Source organism: Mesorhizobium sp. HAY1-8B, from assembly GCF_056868045.1.
Genome location: NZ_CP200321.1, coordinates 6,267,932 through 6,281,697, shown reverse-complemented (window position 1 = coordinate 6,281,697; position 13,766 = coordinate 6,267,932). Strand labels below are relative to the sequence as shown.

Annotated in this window: 12 protein-coding genes; 6 read left to right on the top strand and 6 right to left on the bottom strand. The window is 63.6% G+C overall.

Annotated features, from left to right (window positions below):
* Positions 1-5 precede the first annotated feature (5 nt).
* The 3 genes from rfaE1 to gmhB are packed head-to-tail and all read left to right on the top strand — an operon-like array spanning position 6 to position 2,719.
* Positions 6-1,499: a D-glycero-beta-D-manno-heptose-7-phosphate kinase gene (gene rfaE1 / locus AC1VON_RS30170; protein ID WP_483125881.1), complete on the top strand. Its 1,494-nt coding sequence runs from the start codon at positions 6-8 to the stop codon at positions 1,497-1,499.
* Between the two features lie 7 nt (positions 1,500-1,506).
* A complete protein-coding gene (locus AC1VON_RS30165) occupies positions 1,507-2,079 on the top strand; it encodes a D-sedoheptulose-7-phosphate isomerase (protein WP_483125880.1) in 573 nt (190 codons plus the stop codon).
* Positions 2,072-2,719, top strand: coding sequence for a D-glycero-beta-D-manno-heptose 1,7-bisphosphate 7-phosphatase (gene gmhB, locus AC1VON_RS30160; RefSeq protein WP_483125879.1), 648 nt, complete (start codon positions 2,072-2,074; stop codon positions 2,717-2,719). Before AC1VON_RS30165 ends, gmhB begins: the two co-directional genes overlap by 8 nt.
* 15 nt (positions 2,720-2,734) lie before the next feature.
* On the opposite strand, the gene AC1VON_RS30155 is transcribed toward gmhB, so the two are convergent.
* Positions 2,735-3,529: a glycosyltransferase family 2 protein gene (locus AC1VON_RS30155; protein ID WP_483125878.1), complete on the bottom strand. Its 795-nt coding sequence runs from the start codon at positions 3,527-3,529 to the stop codon at positions 2,735-2,737.
* Positions 3,530-3,776: 247 nt separating this feature from the next.
* Positions 3,777-4,256 carry an Lrp/AsnC family transcriptional regulator gene (locus AC1VON_RS30150; protein WP_019860544.1) on the bottom strand — a complete coding sequence of 160 codons (480 nt, stop codon included), beginning with the start codon at positions 4,254-4,256 and terminating at the stop codon, positions 3,777-3,779.
* Positions 4,257-4,510: 254 nt separating this feature from the next.
* Between AC1VON_RS30150 and trxB the strand changes: the two genes are divergently transcribed.
* Together trxB and AC1VON_RS30140 are read left to right on the top strand one after the other, a co-directional pair.
* The gene (trxB, locus tag AC1VON_RS30145) at positions 4,511-5,485 is read left to right on the top strand and encodes a thioredoxin-disulfide reductase (protein WP_483125877.1); all 975 of its coding nucleotides are present in this window, start codon (positions 4,511-4,513) and stop codon (positions 5,483-5,485) included.
* 90 nt (positions 5,486-5,575) lie between these two features.
* On the top strand, positions 5,576-6,472 hold the full coding sequence (locus tag AC1VON_RS30140; protein WP_027044146.1) for a LysR family transcriptional regulator: 897 nt from the start codon (positions 5,576-5,578) through the stop codon (positions 6,470-6,472).
* Positions 6,473-6,660: 188 nt separating this feature from the next.
* On the opposite strand, the gene AC1VON_RS30135 is transcribed toward AC1VON_RS30140, so the two are convergent.
* The 3 genes from AC1VON_RS30135 to AC1VON_RS30125 all read right to left on the bottom strand — a co-directional run bounded on the left by AC1VON_RS30135 (position 6,661) and on the right by AC1VON_RS30125 (position 11,771).
* Positions 6,661-7,158: a methyltransferase family protein gene (locus AC1VON_RS30135; RefSeq protein ID WP_483125876.1), complete on the bottom strand. Its 498-nt coding sequence runs from the start codon at positions 7,156-7,158 to the stop codon at positions 6,661-6,663.
* 830 nt (positions 7,159-7,988) lie between these two features.
* A complete protein-coding gene (locus tag AC1VON_RS30130) occupies positions 7,989-10,040 on the bottom strand; it encodes an elongation factor G (RefSeq protein ID WP_172349023.1) in 2,052 nt (683 codons plus the stop codon).
* A gap of 198 nt (positions 10,041-10,238) precedes the next feature.
* On the bottom strand, positions 10,239-11,771 hold the full coding sequence (locus tag AC1VON_RS30125; protein WP_483125875.1) for a putative bifunctional diguanylate cyclase/phosphodiesterase: 1,533 nt from the start codon (positions 11,769-11,771) through the stop codon (positions 10,239-10,241).
* A 248-nt stretch (positions 11,772-12,019) separates the two neighbouring features.
* On the opposite strand from AC1VON_RS30125, the gene AC1VON_RS30120 reads away from it, so the two are divergent.
* Positions 12,020-12,415: a (R)-mandelonitrile lyase gene (locus AC1VON_RS30120; RefSeq protein ID WP_483125874.1), complete on the top strand. Its 396-nt coding sequence runs from the start codon at positions 12,020-12,022 to the stop codon at positions 12,413-12,415.
* Between the two features lie 69 nt (positions 12,416-12,484).
* Here the strand turns inward: AC1VON_RS30120 and AC1VON_RS30115 are convergent, their stop codons facing one another.
* The gene (locus tag AC1VON_RS30115) at positions 12,485-13,687 is read right to left on the bottom strand and encodes a pyridoxal phosphate-dependent aminotransferase (RefSeq protein ID WP_172349026.1); all 1,203 of its coding nucleotides are present in this window, start codon (positions 13,685-13,687) and stop codon (positions 12,485-12,487) included.
* Positions 13,688-13,766: the final 79 nt, after the last annotated feature.

Genomic DNA, 13,766 nt, shown 5'->3' with positions numbered 1-13,766 from the left:
GTGACATGATCAAGCACAATCCGCCTTCACCCGAACCCCTGCACCGCGCCATTGCGCGCTTTGGCGACGTCGCCGTGCTGGTGGTCGGCGACATCATCCTCGACCGCTTCGTCAACGGCGTCATCGAGCGCATTTCTCCGGAAGCGCCGATCCCGGTGCTGCACGGGCGCGGCGAGACCTCGGCGATGGGCGGCGCCGGCAATGTCGTGGCCAACATCATCTCGCTCGGCGCGCGCGCCATTCCGGTTTCGGTGATGGGCACCGACACGGCCGGCGACAGCCTGGTGCGGATGCTTGGCGAGCTTGGCGCCGACACGGCAGGCCTGGCGCAGCAGGGTGGCCGCATGACCTCGTCGAAGAGCCGTTTCAGCGCACTGAACCAGCAGGTGCTGCGCTTCGACGAAGAAGAGATCAAGCCGCTCGGCGAAACGGAGCGGGCCGGGTTGATCCGGCATTTTCGCGCCGCACTCACGGCGGCCGACATCGTCATCCTGTCCGATTACGGCAAGGGCATCCTGCTCGATGGCGTCGCCGCCGAACTGATCGCCATCTGCCGCGAGGCGGGCAAACCGGTGCTGGTCGACCCGAAGGGCAGGGACTATGCGCGCTATGCAGGCGCGACCGCCATCACCCCCAACCGCAAGGAGCTTGGCGAGGCCGTCGGCCATGCGGTGTTCGCCGATGACGAGATCGTCGCGGCGGCCCGTGAGCTGATCTCGGCGCATGGCTTCGACTTTGTCGTCGCCACGCGCAGTGAAAAAGGCATGAGCGTCGTCGGCCCGGATGAGGCGCGCCACATCGCCACCCAGGCGCGCGAAGTGTTCGACGTCTCGGGCGCGGGCGATACGGTGATTGCAACGTTCGCGCTGGCGCTCGCGTCGGGTGCCGAGCCCGTCGCGGCGGCCTCGATCGCCAATGCCGCCGGCGGGGTTGTTGTGGGAAAACGCGGCACCGCGCGGCTGACGGTCGAGGAGCTCACCGGCGCGCTGTTCCGCTCGCATGGACCGACCGCCCACAAGGACGCTATCCTAGATGCCGCATCGGCCGCGCGCATGGTGGCGGCCTGGAAGGAAGAGGGCCTGAGCGTCGGCTTCACCAATGGCTGTTTCGACATCCTGCATGCCGGCCATGTCAGCCTCTTGCACGCGGCGCGCAGCCAGTGCGACCGGCTTGTGCTTGGCTTGAACAGCGATGCCTCGGTGCGGCGGCTGAAGGGGCCGGGCCGCCCGGTCAACGACCAGCATGACCGCGCCTGCGTGCTCGCGGCCCTGGCCTCGGTCGATGCGGTCGTGGTGTTCGAGGAGGATACGCCGCTGGCGCTGATCGAGGCGCTTCTGCCCGACATACTGGTCAAGGGCGCGGACTACACGATCGAGACGGTGGTGGGCGCCGATGTGGTGCAGAAGGCCGGCGGACGCGTCGTGCTGGTTGATCTCGTCGCTGGCAAGAGCACCACCGGCACCATCGGAAAACTGCGCGCGGGCGGCAGCACCAACTGAGGGTTTCATGTCTGAACTGAATGACTATCTGGTCCGCTCGGCGGCCGCGATCACGGCGATGGTCGAGCGTGACCTGACCGGCGAGATGGAGCGCGCGGCGAGCGCCGTGGTGACGGCGCTTTCGTCGGGCAAGGCCTTCCTGATCGCCGGCAATGGCGGTTCGGCCAGCGATGCCATCCACATAGCCGGTGAACTCGTCGGCCGTTTCCTCAAGGAGCGCAAGGCCTACAATGTCATAGCACTGCCGGCCAACGCGGCGGTGCTGACCGCATGGGGCAATGATTACGGCTTCGACACGGTGTTTTCGCGCCAGGTCGAGGCGCATGGCTCGGCCGGTGGCGTGCTTCTGGCGATCTCGACCAGCGGCAATTCGCCGAGCATTCTCGCCGCCGCCGAACAGGCGCGGATGATGGGCATGACTGTGATCGGCCTGACCGGCGATACTGGCGGCAAGCTCAAGCCGCTGTGCGATATACTGCTCAACGTGCCCTCGACCTCGACGCCGATCATCCAGCAGGGACATCTGTGCCTTTACCACTATCTGTGCGAGGTGGTCGAAACGCGCCTGCACAATGGCTGACGGGGTATCGCACCCGCTGGTCGAGCCGGGGGTGTGGATCGAGCGGATCGGCGACCGGGTTTTTCCGCGGCACGTGCCGGCGCTGTTCCTTGACCGCGATGGCACCATCAACATCGATACCGACTATCCCAGCGATCCGGCCGAGATCGAGCTCAGGCCGCAGATGCTGCCGGCGATCGCAGCCGCGAACGAGGCCAGGATTCCGGTTGTCGTGGTCACCAACCAGTCCGGCATAGCGCGCGGCTATTTCGGCTGGAGCGTCTTCGCCGCGGTGAACGGCCGCGTTCTCGATCTGCTGCACGATCAGGGCGTGTTCGTCGACATGGTGCTTGCCTGCGCCTACCACGAGGCGGGTGTCGGGCCACTGGGCGTATCGGATCATCCGATGCGCAAGCCCAATCCGGGCATGCTGATCGAGGCTGCCAAGCGCCTCGGCATTGATCTTGGGCGCTCGCTGATCGTCGGAGACAAACTGGCCGACATGCAGGCAGGCCGGCGCGCCGGCCTGCCGCAGGGCTGGCTGGTTGACGGCGAGGCGGCGGCTCAGGCCGGTTTCGCAGTCAGGCCCCTGCGGGATGACAGCGACCTCGGTGGTCTGCTCGCCACCATCGAAATGCTCGGCCGGGACGACAGGTCCTGAGCCAGGACATACAGCTCATACAGGATCGTTGCGTTCCGAGGCTTCGTAAAGCTTGGCTTCGGTGGCGAAGGAATAGATCATCACCGACATCGAGTAGACGAAGCCGTGCCGACCGCACAGGAAGTAGCGCTTGGCCAGGTAGAATTTCAGGAAGTTGCCGAACGGCGACAGCACCAGCCGCACCAGGCCGGGCTTCTTGCCCTTCTCGACCAGCGTGACGGCCTTGAGGCCGGAATAGGCGTTGGCGCGGGCAAGATCCTCCTCGACCGATATTTCACGGCGATGCAGCAGGACGCCCTCTTCGATCGTGCCGGTCTCGCCCGGAACGTGGAAGGCTTCGTGCACCCGCGCGGTGAGATCCATGGTGGCGCCTTCCCGGCGAAAAAGCCGCATCAGCCTGTTGTGCAGCACCCAGCGGTGCGCGTAGCCGTAGCCCTTCAGCCAATCGCGGCGGCGGATGTACCAGGCGCTGATCTTGTTGTCGGCCGCCTGCGTGATGGCCACGATCGACTGTCGTAGCTGGTCATCGACGCGCTCGTCCGGGTCGATAGAAAGACACCAGGGCTGTGTGGCATGGTCGAGCGAGAATTGCCGCTGACGGGGAAAGCCCGGCCAGTCATTGTGCAGCAGCTTTATCGGGTAGCCCTTGGCGATATAGCCTTTCACGCATTCGACGGTGCCGTCGGTCGAGCCGGAATCGACGATGATGATCTCGGCGCAGAAATCGATGCTTTCCAGGCATGGGCCGATCATGTCGGCCTCGTCCACGCAGATGATAAGCGCCGAGACCGGGCTTGCAAATCGAGTCATGGTCCCCTTCCCATGGCGGGCCGTCCCCGGAGCAAACGCTGCTTGTGCCATCTGTTCTTACGCAATGCCGGGCAGAAAACCGTTACACATTTTTCCAGCAATTGCTTGAGAAACCAATCAGGCGGTCAGTTCAGCGGCGAAGTCCGGCAGAGCCGTCCAGCCTTGTACATCAGCCTCTGTCGAATACCAACGCGGCACCGGTGTGACGGAGACCAGGAATTCGCAGGCGCGCAGGCGGTCGTCCGGTTCAGGGGCGCTCGAAGGAGACCAGGCCTTCATCCTTGACACGGCGGATGGTGAGCGCGGTGCGCACCGTGTCGACATTCGGCGTCGAGGTCAGTTCCTCGATGACAAAGGTCTGGAAGGCACCGAGGTCGCTTGCCACGCAGTGCAGCAGGAAATCGGATTCGCCCGAGACCATCCAGGCATCACGCACGATCGGCCAGCCGCGCGTGCGCTCGGCGAAGGTGCGCAGCTCGGCGTCGGCCTGATGATGCAGGCCGACCAGGCAGAAGGCCACGACATCGAGGCCGAGCGCCGGGGCGTTGAGCAGCGCGCGGTAGCCGCGGATGATGCCGGCTTCCTCCAGCCGCTTGACCCGGCGCAGGCAGGGCGGGGCAGAAATGCCAACGCGGTTCGACAACTCAACATTGGTCATGCGTCCGTCGGCCTGCAATTCGCGCAGGATCTTCCAGTCGATGGCGTCGAGGTCGGCTTTCAGGGGCATGGTTGTCTGTGCTCGGCGCAAGAATCTTTCGCGATTTTGTAATTAAACGACTTTTGTGTTGGCGCCAGCCCTCATCAACGCGATTTTTGAACCGTAACGAAAGCGGCGATCATGCGAATAACCGCTTGGGCCGAAGCTTTCCGGGGACGACGGCCCGTTCGTCTTGCTGGCGTGGTTGGCAACCCTTACATTAAGCGCGAATTCCACGTCTTTCTCCAAGGCACATCCGATTGTCTGCCCCGCTGAGGCTTTAAATGACCACCAAGCACGCGCCTGTTCTCATTATCGGTTCCGGCCCTGCCGGCTATACCGCCGCGGTCTACGCCGCGCGCGCCATGCTGAAGCCGATGCTCGTCGCCGGCCTGCAGCAGGGCGGCCAGCTGATGATCACCACCGATGTCGAGAACTATCCCGGTTTCGCCGATCCGATCCAGGGCCCGTGGCTGATGGAACAGATGCTCAAGCAGGCCGAGCATGTCGGCACCGACATCATCAACGACATCATCACCGAGGTCGACCTCAACGTGCGGCCGTTCCGCGCCAAGGGCGATTCTGGTACGACTTACACGGCCGACGCGCTGATCATCGCCACCGGCGCGCAGGCCAAGTGGCTGGGCATTCCGACCGAACAGGATTTCATGGGCTTCGGCGTTTCGGCCTGTGCCACCTGCGACGGCTTCTTCTATCGCGGCAAGGATGTCGCGGTGGTCGGTGGCGGCAATTCGGCGGTGGAGGAAGCGCTCTATCTGTCGAACCTCGCCAAGAGCGTGACCGTCATCCACCGGCGCAGCGACTTCCGCGCCGAGCGCATCCTGCGCGAGCGGCTGCTGCGGAAGGAGAATGTCCGCGTCATCTGGGACACGATCGTCGACGAGATCACCGGCCGCCCCGGCAAGGCGCCGCTGCCGCCTTCAGTCGAGGGACTGAAGCTCAAGCATGCGGTGACCGGCGCCGAAAGCCACCTCAAGGTGGACGGCGTGTTCGTGGCGATCGGCCACGCACCGGCCGTCGAACTGTTCGTCGGCAAGCTGAAGCAGAAGCCTAACGGCTACCTCTGGACGGCGCCGGATTCGACCCGCACCGACGTGCCCGGCGTGTTCGCCGCCGGCGACGTAACCGACGATGTCTATCGCCAGGCGGTGACGGCGGCGGGGCTTGGCTGCATGGCCGCGCTCGAGGCGGAAAAGTATCTGGCCGGCATCGAGGTGCATCGCGAAGCAGCGGAATAGGGCCGCTGTCAGATTGTTAAAAAAACGGCTTAGAGACGCCGTGTAAAAGCCTGATTTTTCATTCAGACGCCAAACAGAACGAGGGGAATCATGGCGTTGGACTGGGACAAGCTACGCGTGTTTCACGCTGCGGCGGAAGCGGGGTCGTTTACGCACGCTGCTGAGACATTGCACCTGTCGCAATCGGCGATATCGCGGCAGGTCAGTGCACTCGAGCATGATGTCGGCGTGCCGCTGTTCAATCGCCATGCGCGCGGTCTGGTGCTGACCGAGCAGGGCGAGATGCTGTTCCGCACGGCGCATGACGTGCTGATGAAGCTCGAGACCATCAAGTCGCGCCTGACCGAGACCAAGGATCGGCCTTCCGGTGTGCTCCGCGTGACGACGACCGTCGGCCTAGGCGCGGGCTGGCTGACCGAGCGGGTGCAGGAATTCATCGAGCTCTATCCCGAAATCAGCCTGCAACTGATCCTCGCCAACGAGGAACTCGACCTCACCATGCGCCAGGCCGACTGCGCCATCCGGCTGCGCCAGCCGCAGCAGCCGGACCTGATCCAGCGCCGCCTGTTCACCGTGCATTTCCACTTGTACGCGGCGCCGTCCTATGTCGCCAAGCATGGCAAGCCGGCATCGGTCGCCGAGCTCAGAAACCATCGCATCGTCACCTTCGGCCTGCCGGTGCCGTCGCATCTGTCGGAGTTGAACTGGCTGGAGACGGTCGGCGATTTCGAGGGCGGTCAGCGCGTGCCGTCGCTGCAGATCAACGACATATTGTCGATCAAGCGCGCCGTCCAGGGCGGCGCCGGCATCGCCATGTTGCCGGACTATGTGATCAGCAAGGACTCCGGCCTGGTGCAGTTGCTGCCAGAAACCGAGGTGCCGTCCTTCGACACCTATTTCGCCTATCCCGATGCAATGAAGAACCAGGCCAAGCTGCACGTGTTCCGCGACTTCATCATTGCCAAGGCCAGAAGCTGGTCCTTCTGAGGGCATGTCGATATCCAGGTGAGGCCGGCCTGCGAATGGCAGCCTCCTGCGCTTCCCCGTTCTGCTGCGTCGCAGTGGAACGTGCACACGTACTTTAATACGCGCTGCTCCGGTTCTCGGAAGCCACCATTCTCGACCCGGCCTGACCTGAACCTCGAGATGCCCTGGGCGGCGCTCCTCACTGCTCGTCAACCCCGCCAGGGTGTCGGGCGCGGCAGCCAGCCAGGGACGTTGCGGCGATAGGTTTCATAGTCGGCGCCGTAGCGGCTTGCGAGCGTCGGCTCCTCGTAGAACCTGACGAAGGAACCCATGGCAATACCGCCGATGACGGCATAGGCGAGAAGCGTCCAACTCGAGAACAGCAATGCCTGGCCAAGGATGATCGACAGCACGGCGACATACATGGGATTGCGGACATGGCGATAGACGCCGCCGATCACCAGCTTCTCGGTCGGCGCGATTGGGGCCGGCGTGCCCAACCCCTCGAGCGCGAAGCGGGCGAAGGCATGCAGCAGCACGGCGGCCGCGGCGACGATGAGGATACCGCCGGCAAGAACAAAGCCCGGTACGGTGGACCACGGCAAGCCCCAGCGGTCGCTGAGCAGCCAGGGGACAAGTCCGGCAACCACACCTGGCGCCGCAATCAGGAAAACGCTGCTTCCGGCAATGGCTGAAAAAGGACGCATTGGCTGCTTCCCGCCTGGTTGCCTCAGAATTGAACGGCCAGTGCCTGATTCCAGGTCATCAGGAGTTTTCGGCTTTTTGGAGCAAAATCGGCCTGGATTAACACTTTTCACAACGAGAAATGGCCCGCAGCGTGCTCCGTTTTGGTGATTCTGCTGGTCCTATTGGATTTCGGAATGGGTTAGACCACAGCCTGCGTCTTTTTGCATGCGTGTGTTGCAAAATAGATGCTTGTTTCTTGGGCATGATGAGCAGATATATAGATCATCTCCTGGGCGCGTTCTCCTCCCATTAGCGCCCTCGAGTGTTCCCCTCTGGAGGTTAGCCTTAACAGGCACTTCCAATCAAACTCAGCCGGATCTTCGTTGATCCGGCTTTTTTGTTGCCCGGACCTTGCCGGAGCGACCGGGGAATTCACCAGAATTGCCGCGTAACAGTGTCATGTAACCTCTGGTAACATGACAACGATGCCTTCCGATGCTATGTAGACGCTAGGACGCGGTGTGGTTCGGACGAGGGATGGGGGCATCACTCGTACGGCCCGGGCTCAGGCGGCTACCGCGTCCGAACCTTTTCCGCCGAACCCGGCGACGGCATATGCGGCGGACCTGCCGTTTCTCCTCCCAAGAAAACGGTCCGCAAACAAAACGGCGTCCGGCCCCCCGGGCGTCGTTTTTGGTTTATGCATGTCACCGTCGAGGCCGCGGCTCACATCCGGGTGGCATGCTTCGATCCCGCTGGTCATGAACTTCCCCAACGTTGACGTCGCCCCTCACGGTCCTGCCAGCCACGTCTCGCCTTAAACCGCGAGACGTGGCTGATCGCGGCGAAATCAGGCGGCCTTGCCGTTGGTGTTCATCGCTTCGTCGGCGAGACGGCCGGTGAGTTCGGCCATGTGGTCGAAGGCGGCGCGATAGCTGGCGACGCCCGCCGTTGCCGAGCGCAGTTCGATGATCAGGTCGCCGATCTCGGCTTGCGGCATGGTCGCCTCGACGACATCCCATCCCGGCCAGCCGGGCCGGGCGTCATAGCCGAGAATCTGGCCCCGCCGCTGCGGGATGAGTGCGATGATCTTCGAGGTTGCGTCCGACGGCGTGACGATCTCGACTTTCATCACCGGCTCCAGAAGCACCGGTGAGCAGGCGGCCATGCCTTCCTTCATGGCGAGCTTCGCCGCCATCTGGAAGGCCATGTCGGAGGAATCGACCGCATGATAGGAGCCGTCCGACAGGTTGACGGCGACGTCGACCACGGGGAAGCCGAGCGGGCCGGTTTTCAGGTAATCGCGTATGCCTGTTTCGACCGACTGGATGTAGGTCTTGGGTACCACGCCGCCGGTGATGGTGTCGGTGAACTGGAAGCCGGAGCCGCGCGGCAACGGCTTGATCTCGATCACCACGTCGCCGAACTGGCCATGGCCGCCCGACTGCTTCTTGTGGCGGCCACGCTGCTGCGCCGATTTGCGGATCGTCTCGCGATAGGGCACGGCCGGGGCATGGCCTTCGACGGGGATCTGGTTCTTGCCCTCCAGCCGCTCGCGCACGACGCGCAGATGCATCTCGCCATGGCCAGACAGCACTGTCTCGGCTGAGTCCTGGTTGTGGCGCAGGCTGAGCGAGGGGTCTTCCTCCGCCAGCCGCTGGATGGCGGCCGACATCTTGACCTCGTCCTTGCGCTCCTTCGGCCGCAGCGCGAAAGCGAATACTGGCTGCGGTGGCTCGAATGCGAACAGCTGTTTGGTGCCGCCCTTGGCCGAGGTCAGCGTCTGGCCGGTCTTGACCTCGTCCAGCTTGCCGAGCGCCACGGTGTCGCCAGCCTTGGCGGCGGTGAGCTTGAACTGGTCCTTGCCGAGCATCTTGTAGATGCCGGAAACCTTCGCCGTCTCACCGCCGGGCAGCCAGAGTTCGGAGCCGTCGGCTACCTGGCCGGACAGGATGCGCGACACCGACAACTTGCCGCCATGCGGTGTGTGGATCGTCTTCATCACCTGGACCAGGGTGGCGCCGTTGTCGGGGGCGCCAAGCCGCTTGCGGGTCGCCTCGATGTCGGGTGCGTCGTGGCGGATCGTCTTCAAGAGGCGCAGCACGCCATTGCCCTTCTCGGCGGTGCCGATCAGCACCGGCGTCACCACGCCATTACGCAGATCGGCGGCAAGGTCGTCGAAGATCGCGTCCTTCGGCGGCTCGATCTCCTCGAGCAGCTGTTCCATCAGCTGGTCGTCATGGTCGGCCAGGGTTTCCAGCATGGAGAACCGTGCTTCCAGTTCGCGCGCCTTGTCGTCGCCCGGTATCTGGGCCACTTCGCTTTCGGCGTACTCGCGGTAGATGTAGGCACGCTCCAGCGCCAGATCGATCGAACCGATGACGACGCCGTCCTTGCGAAGTGGAATCTGGCGCAGCAGGAGCGGCACCGAGCTTGCCGGCTGCAGCATCTTCAGCGTGTCGCGCACGCCTGCTATCGCCTTGTCGACCTTGTTGAGGAACAGGATGCGCGGCACGCCGAGATCGTCGAGCTTGCGCATGATGAGCTGCAGGGCAGGAATCTTCTTTTCGTCGGCCTCGGCCACGACCACCGCGAGGTCGCAGGCGGCCAGCACCGGCTCGGCCTCGAAGGAGAATTCGATCGAGCCGGGACAATCAACGAAGGTGATCTGCTCGCCCATGAAATCGGTGGTGGCGACGGTCGCCTCGACGCTCATGGCGTGGGCGCGTGCTTCCGGCGAATGATCTGAGACAGTGCTGCCCGAGGAAACCGGGTTCTGGCGGGGAATGGCGCCCGTACGGGCCAATATGGCTTCGAGAAGTGTTGTCTTACCGCTTGCAAAGGGACCGACTATGGCAATGCATTTCGGTCCCGTGCGTCGTCCTCCGGCGCGAGTACCCATGGCTGACCTCCACTCAGGCGTTTCCCTAGGGACCGACTGGCATGCATGGTTCAGGCGTGGTCAATCGGTCCTGAGCGGCGGCCGGCCTGTTCGACCGTCGCGGGCGGGGGTTCTTTTCTTGTCGCCACCTGCCCTGACGCATCGTCCCACTTGTTTGCCGGCAGGGCAAGGAAAATAGAAATCGGGCCGCACGGCCCCTCAGGCGCTCAGTGCCATGGGTTCGGCATCATCGATGGCGCGCAAGGGTCCCACCTTGTCGCGCGGCGCCGGCCTGCCGAAGAAATAGCCTTGGAAGCGATTGCAGCCGGCGGCCTTGGCCAGCGTGAACTCTTCTTGTGTCTCGACACCCTCCGCCACGATGGTGACGTCCTGGATGCGCGCGATCTGCGCCAGCGCCGAAACGAAGATCTGCGCCACCTGGTCATGGGCAAGGCTGCGGATGTAGGAGCGATCGATCTTGATGCTGTCGATGGGCAAGGTCTTCAGATAGTTGAAGCCGCAATGGCCGGTTCCGAAATCGTCGAGCGCGATGTGAAAGCCGAGGCCCCGCAACGCTTCGAGGCGCCGCAGGATCTCCGGCGTGGCGGCGGTTGCCACCGTCTCGGTGATCTCGATGATGAATTGTGCCGCCGAACGGCCGGTTTCCTTCAGCACGCGGTCGCACATGGTGACGATCTCGTCGCGCTTCAGCTGCTCGCCAGAGACATTGATCGAGATGCGGCGCCCGGAGAAATGGCCGATATCGGCGCAAGCCCGCTTGAACACCCATTCGCCGACCATGTCGATCAGGGTCGAGCGCTCGGCGATCGGGATGAACTCGGCCGGGGAGATCAGGCCGCGAATCGGATGGCGCCAGCGGATCAGTCCCTCGAAAGCATAGGTGGACCTGTCCGGGTTGACGATCGGCTGGTAGTGCAGCTCGAGTTCGCCGAGATAGACCGCGGCGCGCAATTCCCGCTCGACCAGGCGGCGGTAGCGCTTGTCGGACAGCATCTCCTCGTCGAACACGGTGACGCGGCCACGGCCCGCCGCCTTGCTCTCATAGAGCGCCAGGTCGGCAACCAGCATCAGTTCCGTTGTGTTCGAGGCGTGGGCCGGCGCCAGTGCCACGCCAATCGAGATGGAGAGCGGAATGGTCTTGCCTTCGTGCGATTTGCCGGCCCGCATGGCATCCAGCAATTGCCTGATATCCTTGTTGATGGCGGTGAGATCGCCGTGCGGGATGATGACGCCGAATTCGTCGCCGCCGAGCCGGCCGACCATGCCGCCGGCAAAGATACGCTCGGTGGTCTTGACGAGATGCGCCAGGGTGCGGTCGCCGAACTGATGACCGAACGTGTCGTTGAGCTGCTTGAAATGGTCGAGGTCGATCAGCAGCAAGGCCGCATCGCGCCGGTCGCGCATAGTGCCCAGGCTGTTGCCCAGCGCTTCCAGGAAATAGCGGCGGGTCATCGCCCCGGTCATCGCGTCCCTGGTCAGGAAATGATGCTTTTCCGCTTCGGCGGCGGCGGCGGATCTCAGGCTATGAACGACGCTGCTGCGCATGTACATCAGCGCCAGCAGGGCGAGCCCCGTGGCGAGGATCGAGACCGCGTAGGCGCTGTTGGAGGGCAGGCTTTCCGACGTCTCGACTGTGCCAAGCAACGCGGCGCCGATGCTGATCAAAAGCAGGGCCTGGATGGCACGGTAGATCCGGCCGCTATGGTCCTTGATCGTCGCCAGTATGCTCATCTCATCGCCCCTGCAATGCAGGCTCACGGCTAGTGCGCAGCTGTTAAGAAGACATTGAATTCGCCCTTGTTTCGCCTTGTTGCGCCATGCGGGGAAGGTTCATGGTTAAGGAGAGAAAACCGCGTCTGCGCGACGGCGGGCCAAACGGCCGGTTGCGCCTTGGGTGATATCGGCCGAGAATGCGTTTTGCCCCGATGAGCCGCGGCGTTTGCCGTGGCTCGCTTCACCACCAGTTTCAGGATCAGACGATGAAGATCATTGCTTGCGGCAGCGTGCCGACCATCATAGCGCCGGACAAATACTTCACCGGCCGGGTTCTGCAGACGCCGATCATCGAGACGGAGGCTCCGGCGCGGCTGAGGGCGACGCTGGTAAGCTTCGAGCCGGGCGCGCGCACCCACTGGCACACGCATCCGTTCGGCCAGACGCTCTACGTCACCTCTGGCGCCGGCCTTGCCCAGACATGGGGTGGCCCGATGCAGGAGATCAGGGCTGGCGACACCATCTGGTTCGCCCCCGGTGAGAAGCACTGGCATGGTGCGGCGCCGAAATCGGCGATGACGCATATCGCCATGCAGGAGGCGCTTGACGGTGTCCATGCCGACTGGCTGGAGGCGGTGACGTCAGCGCAATATGGCGGCTGAGTGCCGAGCCGAGCTCATGAGAAACCCGGCGTTGAGCCGGGTTTCTCATTTCCAGTATGGCGTATCTGATCAGGTCAGTGACGCGGTGAACCGCTGGATGCGCGTGCAGGCTTCCTCCAGCAGCGTGTCCGAGGTGGCGTAGGAGATGCGGAAGTTGGGTCCGAGGCCGAAGGCCGAGCCGAACACCACCGCCACACCTTCCGCCTCGAGCAATTCCGAGCAGAAGGCTTCATCGGTGTCGATCACCTTGCCGGCCTTGGTCTTCTTGCCGATGAGCTGGGCGCAGGACGGATAGACATAGAAGGCGCCTTCCGGCGACGGGCACGTGATGCCGCGCGCCTGGTTGAGCATCGACACGACCAGATCGCGCCGGCCCTGGAAGATCGCCTTGTTCCTGGCGATGAAGTCCTGCGGGCCGTTGAGCGCCTCGACCGAAGCCCATTGCGCGATGGTGCAGGCGCCCGACGTTTGCTGGCCCTGGATCATGTCCATCGCCTTGATCAACTGAACGGGACCAGCCGCATAGCCGATGCGCCAGCCGGTCATTGCATAGGCTTTCGACACGCCGTTCATGGTCAGCGTACGTTCGTAGAGCTTCGGTTCGACCTCGGCGATGGTCTTGAAGACGAAGTCGCCATAGGTCAGGTGCTCGTACATGTCGTCGGTCAGCGTCCAGACATGCGGATGCCTGAGCAACACATCGGCCAGCGCGCGCAGTTCGGCCTCGGTGTAGGCCGCGCCCGACGGGTTGGACGGCGAGTTCATCAGCAGCCATTTGGTCTTCGGCGTGATCGCCTTCTCCAGCACCTCGGCCGTCAATTTGAAACCGTTGTCGATCGAGGTGTCGGCGAACACCGACGTACCGCCGCAGATCGCCACCATTTCAGGGTAGCTGACCCAGTAGGGGCGGGGGATGATGACCTCGTCGCCGGGGTTCAGCGTCGCCATGAAAGCGTTGAACAGGATCTGCTTGCCGCCGGTGCCGACAATGGTCTGCTCGGGCTTGTAATCGAGATTGTTCTCGCGCTTGAATTTCTTCGCGATCGCTTCGCGCAGCGGCACGATGCCAGACACGGGCGGGTACTTGGTCTCGCCGCGGCGGATCGCCTCGATCGCCGCGTTCTTGATGTTGTCGGGCGTGTCGAAATCCGGTTCGCCGGCGCCGAGGCCGATAATGTCACGGCCGGCATTTTTCAGCTCGCGCGCTTTCTGCGTCACCGCGATGGTGGCGGAAGGCTTTACGCGGGAAAGGGTGTCGGCAAGAAAGGCCATGACCTTTTATCTCTCCTGGGAAGATCGGCGCGGCCAGGAGCGGCCGCGGCGCTTCTCATGTCGCATCATCCCCGCCAGT

What these genes read in the sequence shown, in the direction of transcription:
- AC1VON_RS30150 (WP_019860544.1), bottom strand. Translation starts at nt 4,256, where the DNA reads ATGCCCCTGAAAGCCGACCTCGACGCCATCGACTGGAAGATCCTGCGC.
- gmhB (WP_483125879.1), top strand. Translation starts at nt 2,072, where the DNA reads ATGGCTGACGGGGTATCGCACCCGCTGGTCGAGCCGGGGGTGTGGATC.
- AC1VON_RS30115 (WP_172349026.1), bottom strand. Translation starts at nt 13,687, where the DNA reads ATGGCCTTTCTTGCCGACACCCTTTCCCGCGTAAAGCCTTCCGCCACC.
- AC1VON_RS30155 (WP_483125878.1), bottom strand. Translation starts at nt 3,529, where the DNA reads ATGACTCGATTTGCAAGCCCGGTCTCGGCGCTTATCATCTGCGTGGAC.
- AC1VON_RS30130 (WP_172349023.1), bottom strand. Translation starts at nt 10,040, where the DNA reads ATGGGTACTCGCGCCGGAGGACGACGCACGGGACCGAAATGCATTGCC.
- AC1VON_RS30125 (WP_483125875.1), bottom strand. Translation starts at nt 11,771, where the DNA reads ATGAGCATACTGGCGACGATCAAGGACCATAGCGGCCGGATCTACCGT.
- AC1VON_RS30165 (WP_483125880.1), top strand. Translation starts at nt 1,507, where the DNA reads ATGTCTGAACTGAATGACTATCTGGTCCGCTCGGCGGCCGCGATCACG.
- AC1VON_RS30135 (WP_483125876.1), bottom strand. Translation starts at nt 7,158, where the DNA reads ATGCGTCCTTTTTCAGCCATTGCCGGAAGCAGCGTTTTCCTGATTGCG.
- trxB (WP_483125877.1), top strand. Translation starts at nt 4,511, where the DNA reads ATGACCACCAAGCACGCGCCTGTTCTCATTATCGGTTCCGGCCCTGCC.
- AC1VON_RS30120 (WP_483125874.1), top strand. Translation starts at nt 12,020, where the DNA reads ATGAAGATCATTGCTTGCGGCAGCGTGCCGACCATCATAGCGCCGGAC.
- AC1VON_RS30140 (WP_027044146.1), top strand. Translation starts at nt 5,576, where the DNA reads ATGGCGTTGGACTGGGACAAGCTACGCGTGTTTCACGCTGCGGCGGAA.
- rfaE1 (WP_483125881.1), top strand. Translation starts at nt 6, where the DNA reads ATGATCAAGCACAATCCGCCTTCACCCGAACCCCTGCACCGCGCCATT.